The organism is Pseudomonas donghuensis (genome assembly GCF_000696345.2).
GTDB classification, from domain to species: Bacteria; Pseudomonadota; Gammaproteobacteria; order Pseudomonadales; family Pseudomonadaceae; genus Aquipseudomonas; species Aquipseudomonas donghuensis.
On record NZ_CP071706.1, the window covers coordinates 1285279 to 1309005 of the forward strand.

At 62.8% G+C, this 23727-nt stretch carries 15 protein-coding genes; 9 read left to right on the forward strand and 6 right to left on the reverse strand.

Features of this window, described 5'->3' with window-relative positions:
- Window positions 1-18: 18 nt before the first annotated feature.
- The 4 genes from leuA to BV82_RS05900 form a co-directional block, all read right to left on the reverse strand.
- Window positions 19-1692 carry a 2-isopropylmalate synthase gene (gene leuA / locus BV82_RS05885; protein WP_010220156.1) on the reverse strand — a complete coding sequence of 558 codons (1674 nt, stop codon included), beginning with the start codon at window positions 1690-1692 and terminating at the stop codon, window positions 19-21.
- A 311-nt stretch (window positions 1693-2003) separates the two neighbouring features.
- The gene (locus BV82_RS05890; protein WP_010220155.1) at window positions 2004-2828 is read right to left on the reverse strand and encodes a M23 family metallopeptidase; all 825 of its coding nucleotides are present in this window, start codon (window positions 2826-2828) and stop codon (window positions 2004-2006) included.
- Between the two features lie 3 nt (window positions 2829-2831).
- Window positions 2832-4211 (reverse strand): exodeoxyribonuclease VII large subunit, encoded by a 1380-nt coding sequence (xseA, locus tag BV82_RS05895; protein ID WP_010220154.1) that lies wholly within the window; start codon window positions 4209-4211, stop codon window positions 2832-2834.
- An 85-nt stretch (window positions 4212-4296) separates the two neighbouring features.
- A complete protein-coding gene (locus BV82_RS05900; protein WP_036993993.1) occupies window positions 4297-5178 on the reverse strand; it encodes a LysR family transcriptional regulator in 882 nt (293 codons plus the stop codon).
- A 102-nt stretch (window positions 5179-5280) separates the two neighbouring features.
- On the opposite strand from BV82_RS05900, the gene BV82_RS05905 reads away from it, so the two are divergent.
- From BV82_RS05905 to guaA, 4 genes are all read left to right on the forward strand, one after another.
- Window positions 5281-6063 carry a sulfite exporter TauE/SafE family protein gene (locus tag BV82_RS05905; protein WP_103143271.1) on the forward strand — a complete coding sequence of 261 codons (783 nt, stop codon included), beginning with the start codon at window positions 5281-5283 and terminating at the stop codon, window positions 6061-6063.
- An 18-nt stretch (window positions 6064-6081) separates the two neighbouring features.
- Entirely contained in the window at window positions 6082-6639 is a 558-nt protein-coding gene (locus tag BV82_RS05910; protein ID WP_026001132.1) for a hypothetical protein, read from the forward strand.
- 85 nt (window positions 6640-6724) lie between these two features.
- Window positions 6725-8194, forward strand: coding sequence for an IMP dehydrogenase (gene guaB, locus BV82_RS05915; RefSeq protein WP_010220150.1), 1470 nt, complete (start codon window positions 6725-6727; stop codon window positions 8192-8194).
- Window positions 8195-8320: 126 nt separating this feature from the next.
- Window positions 8321-9898, forward strand: coding sequence for a glutamine-hydrolyzing GMP synthase (guaA, locus tag BV82_RS05920; protein WP_010220149.1), 1578 nt, complete (start codon window positions 8321-8323; stop codon window positions 9896-9898).
- A gap of 65 nt (window positions 9899-9963) precedes the next feature.
- On the opposite strand, the gene BV82_RS05925 is transcribed toward guaA, so the two are convergent.
- Window positions 9964-12894 (reverse strand): membrane-targeted effector domain-containing toxin, encoded by a 2931-nt coding sequence (locus BV82_RS05925; protein ID WP_036993997.1) that lies wholly within the window; start codon window positions 12892-12894, stop codon window positions 9964-9966.
- A gap of 210 nt (window positions 12895-13104) precedes the next feature.
- Here BV82_RS05925 and BV82_RS05930 point away from each other — a divergent pair, with 210 nt between their 5' ends.
- The 3 genes from BV82_RS05930 (at window position 13105) to tadA (ending at window position 17717) form a co-directional block, all read left to right on the forward strand.
- Window positions 13105-15726, forward strand: a complete 2622-nt coding sequence (locus BV82_RS05930) for a membrane-targeted effector domain-containing toxin (protein ID WP_036993999.1) — start codon at window positions 13105-13107, stop codon at window positions 15724-15726.
- A gap of 132 nt (window positions 15727-15858) precedes the next feature.
- Window positions 15859-17235 (forward strand): multicopper oxidase family protein, encoded by a 1377-nt coding sequence (locus tag BV82_RS05935; RefSeq protein ID WP_010220146.1) that lies wholly within the window; start codon window positions 15859-15861, stop codon window positions 17233-17235.
- Window positions 17235-17717 carry a tRNA adenosine(34) deaminase TadA gene (tadA, locus tag BV82_RS05940; RefSeq protein WP_036994000.1) on the forward strand — a complete coding sequence of 161 codons (483 nt, stop codon included), beginning with the start codon at window positions 17235-17237 and terminating at the stop codon, window positions 17715-17717. Before BV82_RS05935 ends, tadA begins: the two co-directional genes overlap by 1 nt.
- Before the next feature lie 86 nt (window positions 17718-17803).
- Here the strand turns inward: tadA and mltF are convergent, their stop codons facing one another.
- Complete coding sequence (gene mltF / locus BV82_RS05945; RefSeq protein ID WP_010220558.1) at window positions 17804-19264, reverse strand: membrane-bound lytic murein transglycosylase MltF; 1461 nt, start codon at window positions 19262-19264, stop codon at window positions 17804-17806.
- Between the two features lie 246 nt (window positions 19265-19510).
- Here mltF and purL point away from each other — a divergent pair, with 246 nt between their 5' ends.
- Both purL and BV82_RS05955 read left to right on the forward strand, forming a co-directional pair.
- On the forward strand, window positions 19511-23410 hold the full coding sequence (purL, locus tag BV82_RS05950; RefSeq protein ID WP_036994001.1) for a phosphoribosylformylglycinamidine synthase: 3900 nt from the start codon (window positions 19511-19513) through the stop codon (window positions 23408-23410).
- Window positions 23411-23412: 2 nt separating this feature from the next.
- Window positions 23413-23724: a YqfO family protein gene (locus BV82_RS05955; RefSeq protein ID WP_010220285.1), complete on the forward strand. Its 312-nt coding sequence runs from the start codon at window positions 23413-23415 to the stop codon at window positions 23722-23724.
- Window positions 23725-23727: the final 3 nt, after the last annotated feature.

Sequence of the window (23727 nt, forward strand, 5' to 3'; positions counted from 1 at the left end):
TACAGCTCAGGCTGTGGCTCAGGCGGCCTTGGCTGCTTGTTGGCTCAGCGAGCGGTTCAGGGCACTGAACAGTGCCTTGAAGCTGGCCGTGGTGATGTTTTCATCGATACCCACGCCGTGCACTGGGCGGCCACCAGCGACGCGCAGTTCGATGTAGGCCGCCGCCTTGGCGTTGGTGCCGGCACCAATGGCGTGCTCGTTGTAGTCCATGATTTCCACGGCGATCGGCAAGCCGGCCACCAGGGCTTCGAGGGCGCCGTTGCCCTTGCCGCGCCAGTGCAGGGTGGTTTCGCCCTCTGCGGCGACTTCCACCTCCACCGCGCTGTGGCCGTTCTCTTCCTGCAGGCGATGGCTGACCAGGGCGTATGGCGAGTTGGCCTGCAGGTACTCGCGGTGCAACAGCGAGTGGATCTGCTGGGCGGTCATTTCCAGGCCCAGGCGGTCGGTTTCGCCCTGCACCACCTGGCTGAACTCGATCTGCATGCGCCGTGGCAGGCTGATGCCGTATTCCTGTTCGAGCAGGTAGGTGATGCCGCCCTTGCCCGACTGGCTGTTGACGCGAATCACAGCTTCGTAGCTGCGGCCGATGTCAGCCGGGTCGATCGGCAGGTACGGCACTTCCCACTTGGCGTCTTCTTTCTGCTGGGTGAAGCCTTTGCGGATGGCGTCCTGGTGCGAGCCGGAGAACGCGGTGTGCACCAGGTCACCGACGTACGGATGACGTGGGTGCACGGGGATCTGGTTGCACTCCTCGACCACCTTGCGCACGCCGTCGATGTCGGAGAAATCCAGCTCAGGGTCGATGCCCTGGGTGTAGAGGTTCAACGCCAGGGTCACCAGGTCGACGTTGCCGGTGCGCTCGCCGTTGCCGAACAGGCAGCCTTCGACACGGTCGGCGCCAGCCATCAGGCCCAGCTCGGTGGCGGCTACGCCAGTGCCACGGTCGTTGTGGGTGTGCAGGCTGATGATCACGCTGTCGCGGCGGTTGACGTTGCGGCCGAACCATTCGATCTGGTCGGCATAGATATTCGGCGTCGAGACTTCGACGGTAGCCGGCAGGTTGAGGATGATCTTGTGCTCAGGGGTCGGGTTCCACACCTCGATCACTGCGTCGCAGACTTCCTTGGCGAACTCAAGCTCGGTGGCGCTGAAAGTCTCCGGCGAGTACTGGAAGGTCCACTGGGTTTCCGGCTGCTGGGCGGCGTATTTGACGAACAATTTTGCCGCGTTCACCGCGATGTCTTTCACGCCTTGCTTGTCCTGGTTGAAGACAATGCGGCGGAACGACGGGCTGGTGGCGTTGTACAGGTGAACGATGGCCTTTTTCGCCCCGCGCAGGGATTCGAAGGTGCGCGCGATCAGGTCTTCACGGGCCTGGGTCAGCACCTGGATGGTGGTGTCGTCCGGAATGTGGCCATCTTCAATCAGGGTACGCACGAAGTCGAAATCGGTTTGCGACGCGGACGGGAACGAGGCTTCGATTTCCTTGACGCCAACGCTGACCAAGGTCTTCCAGAAGCGCAGCTTCTTCACCGCATCCATCGGTTCGATCAACGACTGGTTGCCATCACGCAGGTCCGAGCTGCACCAGATCGGCGCCTGGGTGATGGTCTTCGAAGGCCAGGTGCGGTCCGGCAAGTTGACGGTCGCGAAGGCGCTGTATTTTTTCGAAGGGTCTTTGAGCATGGTCATGAAGGCAATCCTTGAATGTGCGGCCTTGAAAGGGGCCCGCCGAACGAAAACGAGATGAAAAGGCGAGGCGACGCGATTCAGCTTGGTAGTCGTGCACTGACCAGGCAGAGGCTGCGGTGTTGACGAAGCAGGATGAGGGTCTGAAAGGTTTTCATGGCTTCAACCCTAACCAGTGGGGTTAAAGATGGCAAGCCTTGCAAAAAGATTGAGAGAAATGCTTAAAAAATGCAGATTGTCGAGATTTTATGGCGGGTAATTTATGAAAAGACCGCGCCAGTTGCGCGGTCTTTTTGAATGGCGCAAACCAGGCATCAGGGCTGGAAGGCACCGATGAAGATCGCCGGATCGACCCGCGCATCGTTGAGGCTGACGTTCCAGTGCATGTGCGGACCGGTGGCGCGGCCGGTCGCGCCGACGCGGCCAACCACGGCGCCGCGGCTGAGCTGCTGGCCGGGCTTCACGTCGATCCTGGACATGTGGCAGAACATGCTGATGAAGCCCTGGCCATGGTCGACGAACACCGTGTTGCCGTTGAAGAAGTAGTTGCCGATCAGGATCACCTTGCCGTTGGCCGGAGTCTTGATCGGCGTGCCGGCGGGTACGGCGAAGTCCAGGCCGGCGTGCGGGTTGCGCTCCTCACCATTGAAGAAGCGGCGCACGCCGAACTTGCTCGACAGCGGGCCATTGACTGGTTTGTCGAGGATCAGGTTGCTCGGCAGGGTGGGGCTGAAGCTGCGATAGGCCTTGATCTGCTCGGCAAGCTCGGCATCGATGCGCTTGAGGTCGGCCGGGTCGGGATTGACCTGGCGTTTGTTCTTCAGGGTGATGCGCTGCTCCGGGTACTTCTTGCTGCCCACGGTGAAGCTAAGGGTGCGGCTGCCCAGGGTGAGCTGTGCAGTGCCGGGCTTTTGCGTCAGCGGCAGGCCGACGATGGCCAGCCAGGTGTCCTGTTCCCTGACCACCAGCACCGGCTTGCCATCGAAGCGGGCGCTGGGTGCCGTGGCGGCCGGGCCCAGATCGATCACGGCGACGCCGCCGGGTACCGGCTTGTTCAGTTGGCGGGTGATGTAGCTGGCCTGGGCATTGCTGGCGAACATCAGGCATAGCAGTAACAGTGGGGCAAACAGACGGCGCATGATTCAGTCCAGTAAAGAGAGCGTGACCGGAGTCAGGTGGTTGTCTTCGACCCGCACCTGCAGTTCGCCTTCGCCCAGGCGGGCGGTCAGGCGCTGGCCATTGTGGGTCTGGGTGGCAGTGCGGATGGCCTGGCCACGCTCATCGAGCAGGATGCTGTAGCCACGGCCCAGGGTCGCCAGGGGACTGACCACGTGCAGGGTTTGGGCCTGCGCTTGCAGGCGTTGGCGACGATCCTTGAGCGTCTCGCGCATGGCCCGCGGCAGGCGTTCGGCGAGGCTGTCCAGACGCTGCTTGAGCAGGGCCAGGGTGCGCCCGGGGTGTTGCGCGGCCAGGCGTGTGTCCAGGCGCGCGAGGTGCTCGCGACGCTGGTTCAGGCGCTGCGCGAAGGCGCGGCGCAGGCGCATGTCCAGATCGTCCAGGCGCTGGGCCTGCTGGCGCAGGCGTTCGCCCGGATGACGCAGGCGCCGGGTCAGGCTGTCCAGGCGCAGGCGCTCGTGCAGCAGGCGGCTCTGGATGCGTAGCAGCAGGCGGCGCTTGAGGCTGTCGATGCGCCGTTGCAGGTCGCTGCTGTCCGGCGCCAGCAGCTCGGCGGCGGCAGACGGCGTCGGGGCGCGGACGTCGGCGACGAAGTCACTGATCGAGACATCGGTTTCATGCCCGACAGCGCTGACGATGGGGGTCTTGCAGGCGGCGATGGCGCGGGCCACGGCCTCTTCGTTGAAGCACCAGAGGTCTTCCAGCGAGCCGCCGCCGCGGGCCAGGATCAGTGCGTCGAAGCCGCGGCTGTCGGCCAGTTGCAGGGCGCGGACGATCTGGCTGATGGCTTCGCGGCCCTGCACGGCGGTGGGGATCAGGGTCAGCTCGACTTGCGGCGCACGGCGTCGGAACACGCTGATGATGTCGCGGATCACCGCGCCGGTGGGCGAGCTGACGATGCCGATGCGCTGCGGGTGAGCGGGCAGGGCGAGCTTGTTTTCAGCACTGAACAGGCCTTCGCCACCGAGCTTTTCCTTCAGCGCTTCGAAGGCCAGGCGCAGGGCACCGTCGCCGGCCGGCTCGACGGTGTCGAGGATCAGTTGGTAGTCGCCACGGCCTTCGAACAGCGAGACCTTGCCGCGCACCTTGACCGCCAGGCCGTCACGCAGGGCCTGGCGGACCCGAGCGGCGTTCTGGCGGAACAGTGCGCAGCGCACCTGGGCGCCGCTGTCCTTGAGGGTGAAGTAGACATGACCGGAGGCCGGGCGGGCGAGGTTGGAAATCTCGCCTTCGACCCAGACATTGCGGAACACGTCTTCCAGCAGCACCCGGGCGCGGCCGTTGAGTTGGCTGACGGTCAGGACTTCGCGGTCCAGGCCGAGTCTTTCGAAGGGGTCTTTGATCATGGGCTGCATCATAAAGGATTGTGGCTTGGGGGTGTCAGTGGGGGCAGTGGTGTCTGCATCGCTGGCTTGCCAGCGATTGGGGCCCTTAGCCTTGAATATGACTCACAAACTGCTCAACCAAAGCCCCTGCATCGCGCCGATAGGCCATCGCCACCGTGCTGCGGCAACCCTCATCGGCCAGCGCAATGAAGCGCAGCGAAGGCGGGGCAATCTGCGCCATGCATTGCGGCAGCAAGGCCACCCCAAAGCCTGCCTGGATCAACTGCAACTGGGTGGTCTTGCGCGATACCACCCGCGCCGCCCTGGGAAAGAACCCTTCACGCATGCACAGTTCGGCTGACAGGTAACTCAGGCCGCCACGCTGGCGATGGGGGATGGAAATAAACGCCTGCTCACGCAACTGCGCCAGGCGCACGCTGGTTTCCCGCGCCAATTGATGATCCTCGGCGACCGCCAGCAGCAACGGCTCTTCGAACAGAGGTTGCACGCACAGGCCTTCATGTTGACGCAGGACCGGCAAGCGCAGCAGGCCGACTTCCAGGCGACCTTCAGCCAATTCCACCAACTGCGCCTCGGACGACTGTTGGGCGATTTCCATGGACACGCCCGGGTTGTCGTGCAGATAGCCGCTGAGCCGTGCCAGCAACTGCCCGGTCAATGGTACGGTGCTGGAATGGTTGAGGCGCAGGCTGCCACGCACGCCCTGGCCAACCTCACGGGCCAGGCGTTCGGCTTTTTCCAGGTCCACCAGCAAGGTCCGCGCCCTGGGCAAAAAGGCCTGGCCCGCTGCGGTGAGGCGCGGCTGGCGGGCGGTGCGCTCGAACAGCAGGGTGTCGAGCTGCGATTCCAGCTCCTTGACCTGCCGGCTCAGGGCCGACTGGGCGATGAACAGGCGTTCGGCCGCAGCGCTGAAGCTACCGCTTTCGGCGATTTCGACGAAGTAACGCAGCTGACGGGTAGAAATCATTGGTGCTATGCCGTTTCAAGATGGCTGATCAGGTAATTGCATATTAGTCGGCATGGCTTGCCTCTGGCTAAAGTTTCCCGACCTCCTCTGATGAAAGCCGCCATGATCCCGACCCTGTTTGCCCAATTGCCCTTTACCTCCCTCGACTGGCTGCCGATCCTGCTCGGCGTGGCCGCAGCCTATGTCGTCTTCGGCATCGCCGGTTTCGGCACCGCGTTGGTGGCCGGCCCCGTGCTGATCAACTTCATGCCGCTGTCGCGGATCATCCCTTTGCTGGTGTTGCTGGACTTTGTCGCCGCCTTCGGTAACTGGCTGCCGGCGCGCAAAGCGGTGGCGCGCCCGGAACTGATGCGCCTGCTGCCGTGCATGGCGTTGGGCTGCACCCTGGGCGTGGTGTTTTTGCTCAACCTCAAGTCCGACCTGTTGCTGTTGCTGATGGGTTTGTTCATCAGCGCCTATGCCCTGTACAGCCTGGCGGTGAAGGTCAAGCCGACGCAGTTGTCTGCCGCCTGGTCGGTGCCGATGGGGACGGCAGGCGGCCTGTTCGGTGCCTTGTTCGGCAGCGGTGGCTTTCTATACGCCCTTTACCTCAATGCCCGCCTGCCTTCCAAGGAACAGGCGCGGGCAACCCAGAGCGCCTTGATCAGTTGCAGCACGGTGGTGCGCCTGAGCCTGTTCCTGATTGCCGGTGTGTATGCCGACCGGCCGCTGTTGCTGCTGGCGCTGTGCTTGTTGCCGATGATGGCGTTCGGGGTGTACCTGGGCCGGCGCCTGACCCTGAACATGTCGCGCGACACCTTCGTACGCCTGGTCACCTGGCTGGTGCTGGCCAGCGGCATTGCCCTGATCGGCCGCTACCTGAGTGCGGTAAACTGGTACCTTTGAACCTGTTTGGCCGCTGTCATGACAACCCAGAGCATTATTGTCCCGAAGATTTCCACCGTCCCCGTGCATGAGGCCCGCGCCCGGGCAATCCTGCGCTGGCTGGTGCGCGAGAAGGTCGTCGAGGAGCAACTGAGCACCTGCGGCAGCACCGGCAACCGCATGGCCTACGCCATCGCCGAAGGTGCGCGCAAAGTGGTCGAGCATCCCGAGTTGCTGCCGTATGGTCAGCCGGTCAATGGCCTTGAGGTCATTACCAAGCGCTGCATCTATACCCCGACCGAAGGGTTTCTCGAAGAAGCCGGCTGCGCCGAGTGCCGCAAGGAAGTCGGCGTGGCGCTGTTCGAAAGCCTGGAGGACTGGATGCCCGGGCGAACGGAAAACTTCATCTGCCCATTGTGTGGTCATGAAGACGACATCAACGGCTTTCTGTTCCTGCAACCGTGCGCATTTTCCAATCTCGGTTTCATCTTCAATAACTGGAGCGCAGCGGGGTTCAAGCAGGCTTTTCTGGATAACTTCGCCGATTGGCTGGACCACCCGGTAGCCGTGGTGCAGGTAACTCGCGCAGGCAACTGACCGAAGGCCCATCTTTGCATTGAGCGAAGGGCACTGGATGAGTATAATGGCGCGCTTCCATTTTTCCCGCCCGGGAGCCCCCGCGATGCTGCGTATCAGCCAAGAAGCCCTGACCTTCGACGACATTCTCCTAGTGCCTGGTTATTCAGAGGTGCTACCCAATGAAGTCAGTCTCAAGACCCGTTTGACCCGTGGCATCGAGCTGAATATTCCGTTGGTTTCCGCCGCCATGGATACCGTGACCGAAGCCCGTCTGGCCATTGCCATGGCCCAGGAAGGCGGCATCGGCATCATTCACAAGAACATGACCATCGAGCAGCAAGCTGCCGAAGTGCGCAAGGTCAAGAAGTTCGAGGCTGGCGTGGTCAAGGACCCGATCACCATCGAGGCCGACGCCACGGTACGTGACCTGTTCGACCTGACCCGGCTGAACAACATCTCCGGCGTACCGGTGCTGCACGATGGCGACCTGGTCGGCATCGTCACCTCCCGTGACGTGCGCTTCGAAAACCGTCTGGATGCCACCGTCCGTGAAGTGATGACGCCTAAAGAGCGCCTGGTCACGGTCAAGGAAGGCGCCGACAAGAACGAAGCCCGCGAGCTGCTGCACAAGCACCGCATCGAGCGCGTGCTGATCGTCGACGACAACTTCGCCCTCAAGGGCATGATGACCGTCAACGACATCGAAAAAGCCAAGGCCTACCCGCTGGCCAGCAAGGACGACCAGGGTCGCCTGCGCGTCGGTGCTGCGGTCGGTACCGGCAAAGACACCGGTGACCGCGTTGCGGCGCTGGTTGCCGCTGGCGTTGACGTGGTGGTGGTCGACACTGCGCACGGTCACTCCAAGGGCGTGATCGATCGCGTTCGCTGGGTCAAAGAGAACTTCCCGCAGGTTCAGGTCATCGGCGGCAACATCGCCACCGGCGCTGCCGCCAAGGCCCTGGCCGAAGCCGGCGCTGACGCGGTCAAGGTCGGTATCGGCCCGGGCTCGATCTGCACCACCCGTATCGTCGCCGGTGTCGGTGTGCCGCAGATCAGCGCCATCGCCAACGTCGCTGCGGCCCTTGAAGGCACTGGCATCCCGTTGATCGCCGACGGTGGCATCCGCTTCTCCGGTGACCTGTCCAAGGCCATCGTTGCCGGTGCTTCGGCCGTGATGATGGGCTCGATGTTCGCCGGTACCGAAGAGGCTCCGGGCGAGATCGAACTGTTCCAGGGTCGCTCCTACAAGGCTTATCGCGGCATGGGTTCGCTGGGCGCCATGTCCCAGGCCCAGGGTTCCTCCGACCGTTACTTCCAGGACTCCTCGGCCGGCGCCGAGAAGCTGGTACCGGAAGGTATCGAAGGCCGCGTGCCGTACAAGGGCACCCTGACCGCGATCATCCACCAGCTGATGGGCGGCCTGCGCTCCTCGATGGGTTACACCGGCAGTGCCAACATCGAAGAGATGCGCACCAAGCCTGAGTTCGTGCGCATCACCGGTGCCGGCATGGCCGAGTCCCACGTGCATGACGTACAGATCACCAAAGAAGCGCCAAACTATCGGGTCGGCTAACGCCTCCAGCGGCAAGTGACAAGCTTCTAGCTCCAAGCGGTAGTTGCTCTGCAGCGGCTACCGCGTAATTCCCGAACAACTTGCGGCTTGCAGCTTGAAGCTTGCAGCTGCATCAGAGATTGAGTCATGGCCCTCGACATTCACGCTCACCGCATCCTGATCCTCGACTTCGGTTCCCAGTACACCCAGCTGATCGCCCGCCGCGTGCGCGAAATCGGCGTGTATTGCGAACTGCACCCGTTCGACATGGACGATGAAGCGATTCGCGAATTCGCCCCGCGCGGCATCATCCTCGCCGGTGGCCCCGAGTCCGTGCACGAAGCCGACAGCCCGCGCGCGCCACAGGCCGTCTGGGACCTGGGCGTACCGGTGTTCGGTATCTGCTACGGCATGCAGACCATGGCCGAACAGCTGGGCGGCAAGGTTGAAGGCTCCGAGCTGCGTGAGTTCGGCTATGCCCGCGTCGATGTAGTCGGCAAGAGCCGCCTGCTCGATGGCATCGAAGACCACGTCGATGCCGACGGCGTCCTCGGCCTGGACGTGTGGATGAGCCACGGTGACAAGGTCACCCGCATCCCGGAAGAGTTCCACATCCTGGCCAGCACCCCGAGCTGCCCGATCGCCGGCATGGCCGACGACACCCGCGGCTACTACGGCGTGCAGTTCCACCCGGAAGTGACCCACACCAAGCAGGGCGGTCGCATCCTCTCGCGCTTCATCCTCGACATCTGCGGCTGCGAAGCACTGTGGACGCCGTCGCACATCGCTGAAGACGCCATCGCCCAGATCCGCGCCCAGGTTGGCAGCGACAACGTCCTGCTCGGCCTGTCCGGCGGCGTCGACTCCTCGGTGGTCGCAGCCCTGCTGCACAAGGCCATCGGCGACCAGCTGACCTGCGTGTTCGTCGACAACGGCCTGCTGCGCCTGCATGAAGGCGAGCAAGTGATGGCCATGTTCGCCGAGAACATGGGCGTCAAGGTAATCCGCGCCAACGCCGAAGAGCAGTTCCTGACCAACCTGGCCGGCGAGGCTGACCCTGAGAAGAAGCGCAAGATCATCGGTCGCACCTTCATCGACGTGTTCGATGCCGAGTCGAACAAGCTGCACAACATCAAGTACCTGGCCCAGGGCACCATCTACCCGGACGTGATCGAGTCGGCTGGCGCCAAGAGCGGCAAGGCCCACGTGATCAAGTCGCACCACAACGTCGGTGGCCTGCCGGAAGAGATGAACCTCAAGCTGGTCGAGCCGCTGCGCGAGCTGTTCAAGGACGAGGTTCGCCGCCTTGGCCTAGAGCTGGGCCTGCCGTACGACATGGTCTACCGTCATCCGTTCCCGGGCCCGGGCCTGGGTGTGCGCATCCTCGGTGAAGTGAAGAAGGAATACGCCGACCTGCTGCGTCGCGCCGACCACATCTTCATCGAAGAACTGCGCAAGGCCGACTGGTACCACAAGGTCAGCCAGGCCTTCGTGGTGTTCCAGCCGGTGAAATCGGTGGGCGTGGTCGGTGACGGCCGTCGTTACGCCTGGGTCGTGGCCCTGCGTGCGGTCGAGACCATCGACTTCATGACCGCCCGTTGGGCGCACCTGCCTTACGAGCTGCTGGAAACCGTCAGCGGCCGGATCATCAACGAGATCGAAGGCATCTCCCGCGTCACCTACGACGTGTCGAGCAAGCCGCCAGCGACCATCGAGTGGGAATGATCCCGCTGCGTGAAGCGCTGTAGCGCGTGAAGCAAACGCCCCGACATGTCGGGGCGTTTGTTTTTTCAGGCCTCGGTCATCCCCATGAGCTTGAGCGCCGCGGCCAGTTCGCGCAGGTCGTTGAAGCGCCGCCTGTGGACGCGCGGCCAGGAGGGGCGGTCGATTGAGACATGGTCCTCGGTAACGCGAATAACGGTGCGTACGATCGAACGGTCGATGCTGCGATGGAACAGCAGGGTTTGGTCGCCCTGGCGTTCGATCAGGAACATACCGGTCCGCGGCAGGCGAGCTTCGTGGGTAGCCACTACATCGGCAGCCCACGAGCCCGGAGTCACCATTCGCAGGACCAGGTCGTTCTTGATGAAGCGTGGTGGCCCGTTTTTGGACAGCTCGCCAAACCTGCCTTCATCGACAAACAGGCCGACAGTGGTTCCTGCCTCGGCATCGGCTACCCGCAGGCCAATGGCCTGGTTCAACTCACTGAGCCCTGGCACCTGCTCGAAGGTATTGGCGTGGGTTTCGCCTACCAGTGCAATCCAGCGTCCCGGGCTTTGCTGTTCTACAGCACTGATGATTGAAGTGGCATAGCGATTCATCATTTCGATGCGCAGGGTGTCTTTCGGATCCACCAGGCCCGTCTGACGGTAGCTGGCCATGCAGTCAATTGCCTGGATACGCAGGTGGTTGCGCTGCGCGGTCTTGACCAGGTTGAGAAAGGTGAACTGGCCTGACGGGTCGGTTCCGAACCCGCTATCAAGGCTCTCCAGGTATTTGTTCAGGCCTTGGGGCATCGTCCCTGTGCGCATGAAAGTATCCAGGTCGGCCTGATGGAAGTCGGTCAGTAAATGCTCCATGTACAGCGTGCGAACTCTTTGCTTGGCAAGCACCTCCATGTTCTCGATCAGGAACTTCTTGCTCGCAATCGAGCTGTGACGCTCACCAATCACCAGCCCTTCGGCGCGCTGAAAAGCCTCCTTGATAATTGACTTGGGCGTGCTGTTTGTCGGTAGCGACGGGATCTCTACACGGGGCGGCACCTGCACCCTACGAAGGTACGTACGGCTTTCCTCAGCCAACTGCTGGCGTATCCGAGTGAAAGAGGCGGCCGCTGCGTTGAGCTCGCGATCATCCATGTCTGTGTAGCCGCTGAGGAACCGGTCGCCCGGCTTGTTGGCGGCGTTTTGCAGTTTTACGCGTAATTCGACGGGTACTTCGTAGGGCGACGGGGGCAGTACGACGGGTGTTGGCGCTACGGGGCTCGAGCCCCAGGGATGTTTGCTCCAGAACTTGCCTCCCCCTCGCAGGCCGGGCCTGGGTGGCAGTTCCCACTGGCCATTGGCGTTGAGCCTCACGGGTTGACTGCGGTAGAACGCGTACGGGTTCTGTTCATCGACGATCACCCAGGTTTTCATTTCACCAACGTAGCGAACTGCATAAGGATCACCGTTGAGGGTGATGTAGGTCTGCCTATTGAGCAGGTACGTGCCGCGCAGCTTGCCCTCCAGTTGTGGGTGTTGCCCATCGACAATGACGTTGGCGATCGGCCGCTCCAGGGGCAGGTCCAGCACCTGCGGCAGTGGACGGGTTTCACTGGCGAAGGGCGGTCGAGGTGTGCCTGCAGCGCTGGCGCTGCGTTCGGCTTCGAGTGGGTCGATGATTTCCGCGACTTCGCCGGCGGGGCTGGCACCGAATACCAGGGTGGCGTCGAAGGCGGCACTGACCGCGCTGACGATGGCGCCAGTGACACCGGCCTTGCGTTGCGCCGTGGTGTCGCCGTTCACCGCCTGATCAATGTTCAGGCCCAGGCTGGCCAGGTCCGCGCCTACCACCGCCAATGCCACTGGCCAGCACATCGCACCGATGACACCAAAGGTGTTGGTAAAGGCATTGAGATACCCGATCCACATCTGTTTGCGCAGTTCGGTGTTCGAGCGCAGTGCCGTATCAGCGTCGGCATACATGCGTTCGCGGGCCTGGTCTCGCAGGTAGCTGAACAGATCTCCGGCGATTGGCCGGTCGAGCTGGTTGATCAACGAATGGTCACCATGACCGTAACTGGTTACTAACAGTTCGATAAGGCTGTTCAGGCCGACACCCGAGCCCCGTGGCGGGTGGGCCGACAATGGAAAATGCGATTCGAAGCGGGCGAGGCTGACCAGGTCGGTACAGGCCTGTTGCAGTACCCAGATGTGCAGGTCGTTGTTGGTTTCGAAGCTGTGCAGGCTGGTTGTTTCCCCGGGCATATAGACAAACTGATGGCCTTCAGGGGAGACAATACGCACGATATCGCTGGCCAGGTAGCCGCCAATGTCGAATGTTCGAACGCTCCAGCCTTGCGCCGCCTGCACTTCAACCGCCAGTTGCTTGCGGGTTATCGGGGCGCGCAAGTCGCCTGCCACTGCCTTGAAGATCGCCTGGCAGTGCTGCGGGTACAGAGTGCCGCTTTGATAATCCTCATACGCTTTGGCGAGAAAGTTGACCTTGGCCATCAGGCGAAAATCATCGGCATGGGCTTGCCAGAAGGCATCGAGCTTGTGGTTGAACAGCGTACTGAAGTCGATCTGCCAGAATTCATTGAGCACATCCTGGCCCAGCATACGTATTTCATTGGTTTCGTTGAAAACCGGGCTGTGTGGCCCGGCCCGATAAAAGCCACCGTTCTGTTGCAGCAGATCGCTGTTGTCCTGGTCGTGGCTGTTGAAACGGCGCATGACCAACTGCGGCAAGGTCATCGACTCAAGCGGTGGGCCGTAATGTTCCCAGCCGGTGAAACTTCGGATGCTGCTCACCGCGCCAGCGAAGCGGTGCCAGTAGATTGTGTCTGGTTCCGGCGTCTTTCCGGTGAATTTGAGCAACAGATTTCGGGCAACCTCGCGGGCCATTTCCCACATGTCCGGGCATTTAGTCACCAGCGTGGTGGCGATCGTGTTGAGCGCTTGCTTCTGAGCTTGGCTGGAGGCCAGCGAATTGGAATGGACATTTAATTGATAGGGCATGTGCATCTCCTTGTAGACGAATGCCCATTGAGAAGGTCTGCGTCGTACCTGCTGTCATAGGTATTTGTTGATACAACGAAATAGATTTTTCTGGCGTTGCACTGAGCCGTTTCGCTGTCTAGCTGATGGCTGTCAGGGATACTTATTTAGGACTGATGACATCGACGTATAACCCAGGCTGAGGGCTTCTTATGCAAAGGAACTCATGTCATGGAACATTTGCAGTCTGTTGATCAATCCAACCTGCACCTTGAGGCGGCGCGTGCATCGCTGCGCCAGCTTGCCGAAACGGTGGTCAATGCCTTCCCGGACCTGCATGCCAGCGCTCGCTTGGCGGCGATGCAACTGCTGGTCACACAAACCAACCAGCACGGGGATCCGGACAAGATTTACTGGAATCGTTTTTCCCACGCCGCCAGCAACGACCGCAGCTACACCGGTTGGGAGCACTATGGAACGCCTTATCAGTCTTGGACCTTGACCGAGTTAGTCATGCGCCGCTTTCGCGTCAGTGACCAGGACAACGCCGACCTTCTGCAGTTGTACGGCGGTTTCTACACCGAGGGGCCAGAGGCGCGGCGTTTCGATGAAAGCAATGAAGTGCGTCTGGATCCGCAAAAAGTCCTTAACGCCTTGTGGGCGATGGACTTTGGTGCCGGGTTTCAGCGCCAGCGTACGGCGTTCTGGGTCGAGCACGGTGCTGACGTGCGCGCGCTCAGCAAGCTCAATTACCTGGCGCAAGCGTTGCAGGCAGGCCTCGGTGGGCATCTGAACGAGCAGCAGTTGCAACTGGTGTTCGACGCTGTCGGCTTCGACAGCAGCGTTGCTGTGCATCTGCAGCATTTTGAACAAGTGCAGCAACCTGCTGCCGGCATTCAGCTTGCGACCTTGAGCCTGGCCGGGCAGGTGTCGTCGGCGCTGGTGTGGTTGCAGGGGCCGGGGGCACAGCCACAGCATGTGCTCTACATGCCCGGTGCGGTGCCGTCGTTCCAGGCTTTCAGTAGCCAGCGGGAACTGTTCGAATGGCTGTTTGGCTGGCTGCAGGTGGCCGCCAGCCGCGAGCAATTGTTGGCTTATTTCTCCAGCGCTCCGCAGCAGGTGCAGGGGTTGCGTGATCAACTCGCCTCCTGGGCGCAAGGCTCGGTAGAGGCATTTGCCGCTCAGGTGCAGCGTGCGCCGATCAACGGCGAGGTCTTCACCTGGATGCGCGACAACGCCCGGCAGCACATGGAACTTGAAACCGATGCGGCCCTGCGCACCAATGCCGAACTGCGTGCGCAGTTGTGGGTGGGCTACCTGGGCGTGGCTTCGCGCCTGCTCGGTGCCGTGGCGCCTGCCGGTTGGCCGTTGGCACTGCTGGCGGTCGCTGTAGGTACTGCCAGCCTTGCGTTGAACATCGAGCAGGCGGTCGATGGCGACAACCCCGAAGAGCGTCGGGCGGGCTTGCTTGGGGCCATCCTTGCCGGTGTCGATCTGCTGCTCAACCTGCCGTTTCTGCTGCCACTGGGGCGGGGGGCGGCGCAAGAGCTGGGCCCGCTTGAAGGCAATGTGATCATCGATGTGCCAGCGGCCACGAGCGGCCCCTTGCAAGGTGTCAGTAGCCTGGCTGATGGCGCCCAGTACATCGAGCTCAAGGGGGTGCCCTACCGGGTTCGCTATGACCAGGCCTTGCGTACCTGGTTGATTGTTCCTGAAGACAATCCGTTTGCCTTCAATGGTGTAATACCCGTGCGCCTGGACGAGCAGGGGCAGTGGATCGTGCTTGAGTCCGCCTGTTTGCGCGGGGGCGGCCAGTGCCTGGGAGGGCTGACGCCCGAGCCGGCGGTCGCGATGGTGGATTATTCGCCCTTCGAGGCCGTTCCAGGCCGCTATGAAGTCCCCGAACCGGCCCGGCCTGCGGTGCTGGAACTGCTCAGTGCGAGGAACCGGCGGGCAATCGGCGGTGATTACTACGACCCGGAGTCGCCGCTGATGGAAGTGCGCGATAGCCTGGAGCAGATTCGGCAGCAATTGCGCACCGATGCCGAGACTTTCTTCACCCGGATAACCCTGCCCAGGTTCAGGATTCACCCGCCAGCGGCCTCGATCAGCCCGCAGCGGGCATTCATCGAATTGTTCGACGAGCACGCCGGCGTGGTCATTGGCGAATCACACGCCTCGATCGCCAGCAAGCGTTGGCTGCTGGAAAACCTCACGCCGATGTATGCCAAAGGCGTACGCACGCTTTATCTCGAGCACCTGATGACCGATCTGCACCAGGCAGACCTGGACCTGTTCCATCGCAGCGGGCGCATGAGTGCGCAATTGCGGCGCTATCTGGAGCGGCTGGATGTCGGGCATCGTACCGATCCCACTGGCCGCTACACCTTCCTTGAACTGGTAAGAAAAGCCCGGGCCAACCGTATCAGGGTACAGGCTGTGGATTGTGTGGCGAGCTATCAGTTGGAGGGCCTTGAGGTTGAGCAACCGTTCAATCCGCTGCGCCAGAAAGTCATGAACTACTATGCCAACCGGGTTATTACCGCCAGGCAAGCGGAGCCTGGCGCAGGCAAATGGGTGGCGCTGGTCGGCAACACCCACAGCAACCTGTACAAGCGCGTACCAGGGCTGGCGGAACTGCAAGGGGTGCCAGGCTTGCGCCTGGTCGATGCCGGGCCGGGGCAGGCGACCGGCATTACCCTGGATGCGGGTGAATACTACTTGCCGAGCATGGGCAACCCCGACGGTATCGTACAGGGTGACTTGCGCCTGGCATTGCAGACGCAGGATCAGCCCGTTGCGTTTCGTGACGCCATTACTGCCCCGCCAGGCGTGATAAGGCCAGGTGAGTAGGCCCTGCGGCAACTCTTCACTTAATATTTCTCAATTGCAGGTGTATCGTATTCGCCCTTCATCGCCGGTACCTTGGCGCTTTTTTCGCCGGGTGCCGGCATGTTGTTCCTGGCATTACGAGGTACCTGCTGCATGTCCTTTACCCGGCGACAAATTCTCGGTGGCCTGAGCGGCCTGGTGGCGATTGGCCTGGGCGCGGGTGGTGCGTCCCGTTACTGGCTGGGGCGCACCGATCCGAATGCCGGGCATGACTACGAGCTGATCGCCGCACCGCTGGATGTCGAGCTGGTCTGCGGGTTCAAGACCGAGGCCTGGGCCTTCGGTCCGTCGGCGCCGGGTACCGAACTGCGGGTGCGCCAGGGCGAATGGTTGCGGGTACGTTTCATCAATCACCTGCCGGTGGCCACCACCATCCACTGGCATGGCATCCGCCTGCCGCTGGAGATGGACGGTGTGCCATACGTCTCGCAGCTGCCGGTGTTGCCGGGCGAGTACTTCGACTACAAGTTCCGCGTGCCGGATGCCGGCAGCTACTGGTACCACCCGCATGTGAACAGCTCCGAGGAACTCGGCCGCGGCCTGGTCGGCCCGCTGATTGTCGAGGAGCGCGAGCCTACCGGCTTCAAGCATGAACGCACCCTGAGCCTGAAGAACTGGCACGTGGACGAGCAGGGCGCGTACCTGCCCTTCAGCATCCCGCGCGAGGCCGCCCGTGGCGGCACTGCGGGCCGGCTGATCACCATCAATGGCCAGGCCAACGCCGTGGTCGACATGCCTGCCGGACAAATCGTGCGGGTGCGCTTGCTGAACCTCGACAACACCCTGACCTATCGCATCAACCTCAAGGGCAACTTCGAGGCGAAGGTCTACGCGCTGGACGGCAATCCCATCACCCCGCGCCCGCTGGGCAAGGACTACTGGCTGGGCCCGGGCATGCGTATCTGCCTGGCGATCAAGATGCCGCCGGCCGGTGAAGAGCTGTCGTTGCGCGATGGTCCGGTGCGCCTGGGGACCCTGCGCTCGGTGGCCAGCAGCGAAGGGCCGGGCGACTGGCCGCCGGCGCTGCCGGCCAATCCGATTGCCGAGCCGGACCTGGCCAATGCCGAGAAGCTCAACTTCAATTTCGAGTGGGTCGGCTCGGTCTCGGTGAACACCGAGAACGGCAAGCCGCCAAGCTTGTGGCAGATCAACGGCAAGGCCTGGGACATCACCGACAAGACCTGTGCCGATCGGCCGATCGCCACGCTGCAAAAGGGCAAGAGCTACATCTTCGAGCTGAAGAACATGACCCAGTACCAACACCCGATTCACCTGCACGGCATGAGTTTCAAGGTGATCGGCTCGAACAAGCGCAAGATCGAACCGTACTACACCGACACCTACCTGCTGGGCAAGAACGAGCGCGCACGGGTGGCGCTGGTGGCCGATAACCCGGGTACCTGGATGTTCCACTGCCACGTGATCGACCATATGGAAACCGGCCTGATGGCCGCGATCGAGGTGGCGTGATGCGCCAGCCGCAGATCATCGATCGCAGCCGCGATCAGCAATTCATGCGCCTGGCGCTGGAGTTGGCAGCGCAAGGCGCGGCCATGGGCGAAGTGCCGGTGGGCGCGGTAGTGGTTCAGCACGGTCAGGTGATTGGCCGTGGCTTCAACTGCCCGATCAGCGGCAGCGATCCCAGCGCCCACGCCGAGATGGTCGCCATTCGTGCCGCCGCCCAGGCAGCGAGCAACTACCGCCTGCCGGGTAGTACGCTCTATGTGACCCTGGAGCCGTGCAGCATGTGCGCCGGGCTGATTGTCCATTCGCGGATCAGCCGGGTGGTGTATGGCGCGCTGGAGCCCAAGGCGGGCGTGGTGCAAAGCCAGGGGCAGTTCTTTACCCAGGGGTTTCTCAATCACCGGGTGATGTTCGAGGGGGGCGTGCTGGCGCAGGAGTGCGGGGCGATTCTGTCCGAGTTCTTCAAGGCGCGGCGGGCGAAGGCCTGAGGTGGCCTTGATCGCGGGGCAAGTCGGGTCGCCGCACCGCCGCTCCCACAGGAGCCTGTAGGAGCGGGCTTGCCCCGCGAAACAGTTCAGAGTGGCGGGGTCTGCTCGGTTGGCTTGGTCTTGTTCACGCCCGGCACATGCAGGTTGCTCTCGGCCACCTGGCTGCCTTCAAGCTGCGGCTGGGTCACCCAGGTGAGGATGTCGTAGTAGCGGCGGATGTTGGCGACGAAGTGCACTGGCTCGCCGCCGCGGGCATAACCGTAGCGGGTCTTGCTGTACCACTGCTTCTGCGACAGGCGCGGCAGCATCTTCTTTACGTCCAGCCACTTGTCAGGGTTCAGGCCCTCGCGCTTGGCCAGCTTGCGCGCGTCGTCCAGGTGACCGCTGCCGACGTTGTAGGCGGCCAAGGCAAACCAGGTGCGGTCCGGCTCCTTGATGCTGTCATCCAGCTCGGATTTGACATACATGAAGTATTTGGCGCCGCCGCGGATGCTCTGCACCGGGTCCAGGCGGTTGGACACGCCCATGGCCTGGGCGGTGCGCTGGGTCAGCATCATCAGGCCGCGCACACCGGTCTTGGAGGTGACCTCGGCCTGCCACATGGATTCCTGGTAGCCGATCGCAGCCAACAGGCGCCAGTCGACCTGCTCCTTCTTGGCCGAGGCCTGGAAGGCCTTCTCGTAGCGCGGCAGGCGCTGCTGCAGGTGCTGGGCAAAGGTATAAGCGCCTACGTAGCCCAGTACATCGACGTGCCCGTAATAGCGATCTTTCAGACGCTGCAAGGTGCCATTCTTCTGCACCTTGTCGAGAAATTCGTTGATCTCGTTGAGCAAGCTGTTGTCTTCGCCTGCGGCCACGGCCCAGCGTTGGTCGCGGGCGTCACCAAGGTCGAAGGCCACCCGTACCTTGGGGAAATACACCTGGTTCATCGCCAGTTCGTTGGAGTCGACCAGGGTCAGGTCGATCTGCCCTTCGTCGACCATGCGCAGCAGGTCGACCACTTCAACGGCGTCAGATTCTTCGTATTCGAGCGCCGGATACTGCTTTTTCAGCTCGGCCATCTGCTCGGCATGGGTACTGCCCTTGAGCACCATGATCTTCTTGCCGACCAGGTCCTTGGCGTCAGTGGGCCGTGGGCGGCCGTTGCGGTAGATGATTTGCGGGGTGACTTCCAGGTACGGGTGGGAAAAGCGCACCTGCGATTTGCGCTGCTCGCTGCTGACCAGGCCCGCTGCCGCGAGCACCGGGCCGGAAGGCTGGCCGAGCTGGTTGAAGAGGTCGTCGAGGTTGTCGGCGGTCTCGATCTTCAGCTCCACGCCCAGATCGTCGGCGAAACGCTTGACCAGCTCGTACTCGAAGCCGGTTTCGCCGTTGCGGTCCTGGAAGTAGGTGGCCGGGCTGTTGCGGGTAATCACGCGCAGCACGCCATCCTCCTTGACGCGCTCGAGGGTGCTGGGTTTTTCAACACAGGCACCGAGCATCAGGAAGAGTCCGGTTGCGATGAGCCATCTGGCGCACCGCTGGCGCAAAGCGGTTTGGGCGAACATAGGTTGCAGTATACGCAAAGGACCGGTTGCGCCATATCTCGACAACGGTTTGCTTGTCTGCTAGCGATCTTTGCGTTAAAGGCAAAATGCAGGTCGAAACAGGCGGTTTTTTTTGACCCCTGAGTCCGCTTTGCCGGGCCGACATGTCCAGGTGTCGCAATGCTGTGTTTCGGGTGCCGGAAGCGCTGGAATTAGGCTAGAATGCACGGCCTCTAAGCACACCCCCTTCCTGAGGCTGTCCCGACGATGTTGATCCTGCGCGGCGCTCCTGCCCTTTCTGCCTTTCGCCACGGTAAGTTAATCGAGCAACTGAGCCAGAAAGTCCCCGCTGTTAGTGGTTTGTATGCTGAATTCACGCATTTCGCCGAGGTTGACGGCGATCTGAGTGCCGACCAACAGCAAGTGCTCGCGCGCCTGCTCAAGTACGGCCCGAGCGTACCGGTCCAGGAGCCAAGCGGGCGCTTGTTCCTGGTGGTTCCGCGTTTCGGCACCATCTCGCCCTGGTCGAGCAAGGCCAGCGACATCGCCCACAACTGCGGCCTGGAAAACATCCAGCGCCTGGAGCGGGGCATTGCCTACTACGTCAGCGGTGAGCTGAGCGACGCCGACGCCGCCGTCGTTGCCGACATCCTCCACGACCGCATGACCCAGCTGGTGCTGGCCAAGCTTGAAGAGGCCGCCAGCCTGTTCAGCCACGCCCAGCCCAAGCCGCTGACCGCCGTCGACATCCTCGGCGGTGGCCGCGCCGCCCTGGAAAAAGCCAACGTCGAGCTGGGCCTGGCCCTGGCCGAAGACGAGATCGATTACCTGGTCACCAGCTTCCAGGGCCTCAAGCGCAACCCGCACGACATCGAACTGATGATGTTCGCCCAGGCCAACTCCGAACACTGCCGCCACAAGATCTTCAACGCCAGTTGGGACATCGACGGCCAGAGCCAGGAAAAAAGCCTGTTCGGCATGATCAAGAACACCTACCAGATGCACAACGAAGGCGTGCTGTCGGCTTACAAGGACAACGCTTCGGTGATCGTCGGTTCCGTGGCCGGGCGCTTCTTCCCGAACCCTGAAACCCGCCAGTACGGCGCGGTGCAGGAGCCGGTGCACATCCTGATGAAGGTCGAGACTCACAACCACCCGACCGCCATCTCGCCGTTCTCCGGTGCTTCCACAGGTTCCGGTGGCGAAATCCGTGACGAGGGCGCTACCGGCCGCGGTGCCAAGCCCAAGGCTGGCCTGACCGGTTTCACCGTCTCCAACCTGCGCATCCCGGGCTTCGAACAGCCATGGGAGCAGGCCTACGGCAAGCCGGACCGCATTGTCACCGCCCTCGACATCATGGTCGAAGGCCCGCTGGGCGGCGCCGCGTTCAACAACGAATTCGGTCGTCCGGCCCTGACTGGCTACTTCCGTACTTTCGAGCAGTCGATCAACACCCCGCACGGTGAAGAAGTACGCGGTTACCACAAGCCGATCATGTTGGCCGGTGGCCTGGGCAACATCCGCGAAGACCACGTGCAAAAGGGCGAGATCACCGTCGGCGCCAAGCTGATCGTGCTCGGTGGCCCGGCCATGCTCATCGGTCTGGGTGGCGGCGCGGCTTCGTCGGTGGATACCGGCGCCAGCTCCGCCGACCTCGATTTCGCCTCGGTGCAGCGCGAGAACCCGGAAATGGAGCGCCGTTGCCAGGAGGTTATCGACCGTTGCTGGCAACTGGGTGACAACAACCCGATCGCCTTCATCCATGACGTCGGCGCCGGCGGTATCTCCAACGCCTTCCCGGAACTGGTCAACGACGGTGGCCGCGGTGGCCGCTTCGAGCTGCGCAACGTGCCCAACGACGAGCCGGGCATGGCCCCGCACGAGATCTGGAGCAACGAATCCCAGGAACGTTACGTGCTGGCGGTCAGCGCCGGCGACTTCGAGCGCTTCCAGGCCATCTGCGAGCGCGAGCGCTGCCCGTTCGCGGTCGTTGGCGAGGCCACTGCCGAGCCGCACCTGACCGTGACCGACAGCCACTTCGGCAACACCCCGGTGGACATGCCGCTCGACGTGCTGCTGGGCAAGCCGCCGCGCATGCACCGTTCGGTGACCCGCGAAGCGGAGCTGGGCGATGACTTCGACCCAAGCACCCTGGAACTGAACGACTCGGTCGAGCGCGTCCTGCGTCACCCGGCCGTTGCCAGCAAGAGCTTCCTGATCACCATCGGCGACCGCACCATTACCGGCCTGGTTGCCCGTGACCAGATGGTTGGCCCGTGGCAGGTACCGGTGGCCGACTGCGCCGTCACCGCCACCAGCTTCGACGTCTACACCGGCGAAGCCATGGCCATGGGCGAGCGCACCCCGCTGGCCCTGCTCGACGCCCCGGCGTCCGGGCGCATGGCCATCGGCGAGACCCTGACCAACCTGGCCGCCGCGCACATCGGCAAGCTGTCCGACATCAAACTGTCGGCCAACTGGATGTCCGCTGCCGGCCACCCGGGTGAAGATGCCCGTCTGTACGACACCGTCAAGGCTGTCGGCATGGAACTGTGCCCGGAGCTGGGCTTGACCATTCCGGTGGGCAAGGACTCGATGTCGATGAAGACCAAGTGGAGCGAAGAGGGCGCGGAGAAGAGCGTCACCTCGCCGATGTCGCTGATCGTCAGCGGCTTCGCCCCGGTCCTCGACGTGCGCAAGACCCTGACCCCGCAACTGCGCATGGACAAGGGCGAGACCGACCTGATCCTGATCGACCTGGGCCGCGGCAAGAACCGCATGGGCGCCTCGATCCTGGCCCAGACCCACGGCAAGCTGGCCGCCGTAGCGCCAGACGTCGACGATGCCGAAGACCTCAAGGCCTTCTTCGCCGTGATCCAGGGCCTGAACGCCGACGGTCACCTGCTGGCCTACCACGACCGTTCCGACGGCGGCCTGCTGACCACCGCGCTGGAAATGGCCTTCGCCGGCCACTGCGGCCTGGACCTGGAACTGGACACCCTGACCAGCAAGCGCGAGAAAATCGCCGCCATCCTCTTCAACGAAGAGCTGGGTGCGGTGATCCAGGTGCGTCAGGACGCCACCCCGGACGTGCTGGCCCAGTTCAGCGCTGCTGGCCTTGGCGAAGACTGCGTCGCGGTGATCGGCCAGCCGATCAACAACGGCGAAGTGCTGATCAAGCTGGCCGGTGAAGAGCTGTTCAAGGGCGACCGTCGCCTGCTGCAACGCCAGTGGGCCGAGACCAGCTACCAGATCCAGCGTCTGCGCGACAACGCCGACTGCGCCGACCAAGAGTTCGACGTGCTGCTGGAAGAAGACAATCCTGGCCTGAGCGTCAAGCTCGGCTTCGACGTCAACCAGGACATCGCCGCGCCCTACATCAAGAAGGGCGTGCGCCCGCAGGTGGCAGTGCTGCGCGAGCAGGGCGTCAACGGCCAGGTCGAAATGGCGGCAGCCTTCGACCGTGCCGGCTTCAACGCCATCGACGTGCACATGAGCGATATCCTTGCCGGTCGCGTTGACCTCAACGACTTCAAGGGCCTGGTGGCCTGTGGCGGCTTCTCCTACGGTGACGTGCTCGGCGCCGGTGAGGGCTGGGCCAAGTCGGCGCTGTTCAACGCCCGTGCCCGTGATGCGTTCCAGGGCTTCTTCGAGCGTACCGACAGCTTCACCCTGGGTGTGTGCAACGGTTGCCAGATGATGTCCAACCTGCACGAACTGATTCCGGGCAGCGAGTTCTGGCCGCACTTCGTGCGTAACCGTTCCGAGCAGTTCGAGGCCCGTGTGGCCATGGTCGAGGTGCAGAAGTCGAACTCGATCTTCCTGCAGGGCATGGCCGGTTCGCGCATGCCGATCGCCATCGCCCACGGTGAAGGCCATGCCGAGTTCGCCAGCGAAGAAGCCCTGCTCGAAGCTGACCTGTCCGGTTGCGTGGCCCTGCGCTTCGTCGACAACCACGGCAAGGTCACCGAGAGCTACCCGGCCAACCCGAACGGCTCGCCGCGCGGGATCACCGGCCTGACCAGCCGCGACGGTCGCGTCACCATCATGATGCCGCACCCTGAGCGGGTCTTCCGTGCCGTGCAGAACTCCTGGCGTCCGGATGACTGGAACGAAGACGCGGCGTGGATGCGCATGTTCCGCAACGCTCGGGCGTGGGTGAACTAAGGGTGTACAAGCTCGCCTTCTTCGTCCCGCCAAGCCATGTGGAGGTGGTCAAGGCCGCAGTGTTCGCCGCCGGCGGCGGGCGCATCGGCGACTATGACTGCTGCGCCTGGCAGGTGCTGGGCCAGGGCCAGTTCCGCCCGCTGGACGGCAGCCAGCCGTTTCTCGGGCAGGCCGGCCAGGTCGAGGTGGTGGAGGAGTGGAAGGTCGAACTGGTAGTGGCCGATGGGCTGGTTGGGCAGGTCGTCACTGCATTGAAGCAGAGCCACCCCTACGAGACCCCGGCGTACGAGGTCTGGCCGCTGGCTGACTTCTGAGGG

What these genes read in the sequence shown, in the direction of transcription:
- leuA (WP_010220156.1), bottom strand. Translation starts at nt 1,692, where the DNA reads ATGACCATGCTCAAAGACCCTTCGAAAAAATACAGCGCCTTCGCGACC.
- BV82_RS05935 (WP_010220146.1), top strand. Translation starts at nt 15,859, where the DNA reads ATGTCCTTTACCCGGCGACAAATTCTCGGTGGCCTGAGCGGCCTGGTG.
- tadA (WP_036994000.1), top strand. Translation starts at nt 17,235, where the DNA reads ATGCGCCAGCCGCAGATCATCGATCGCAGCCGCGATCAGCAATTCATG.
- mltF (WP_010220558.1), bottom strand. Translation starts at nt 19,264, where the DNA reads ATGTTCGCCCAAACCGCTTTGCGCCAGCGGTGCGCCAGATGGCTCATC.
- BV82_RS05900 (WP_036993993.1), bottom strand. Translation starts at nt 5,178, where the DNA reads ATGATTTCTACCCGTCAGCTGCGTTACTTCGTCGAAATCGCCGAAAGC.
- BV82_RS05910 (WP_026001132.1), top strand. Translation starts at nt 6,082, where the DNA reads ATGACAACCCAGAGCATTATTGTCCCGAAGATTTCCACCGTCCCCGTG.
- BV82_RS05905 (WP_103143271.1), top strand. Translation starts at nt 5,281, where the DNA reads ATGATCCCGACCCTGTTTGCCCAATTGCCCTTTACCTCCCTCGACTGG.
- purL (WP_036994001.1), top strand. Translation starts at nt 19,511, where the DNA reads ATGTTGATCCTGCGCGGCGCTCCTGCCCTTTCTGCCTTTCGCCACGGT.
- guaA (WP_010220149.1), top strand. Translation starts at nt 8,321, where the DNA reads ATGGCCCTCGACATTCACGCTCACCGCATCCTGATCCTCGACTTCGGT.
- xseA (WP_010220154.1), bottom strand. Translation starts at nt 4,211, where the DNA reads ATGATCAAAGACCCCTTCGAAAGACTCGGCCTGGACCGCGAAGTCCTG.
- BV82_RS05890 (WP_010220155.1), bottom strand. Translation starts at nt 2,828, where the DNA reads ATGCGCCGTCTGTTTGCCCCACTGTTACTGCTATGCCTGATGTTCGCC.
- BV82_RS05930 (WP_036993999.1), top strand. Translation starts at nt 13,105, where the DNA reads ATGGAACATTTGCAGTCTGTTGATCAATCCAACCTGCACCTTGAGGCG.
- BV82_RS05925 (WP_036993997.1), bottom strand. Translation starts at nt 12,894, where the DNA reads ATGCCCTATCAATTAAATGTCCATTCCAATTCGCTGGCCTCCAGCCAA.
- guaB (WP_010220150.1), top strand. Translation starts at nt 6,725, where the DNA reads ATGCTGCGTATCAGCCAAGAAGCCCTGACCTTCGACGACATTCTCCTA.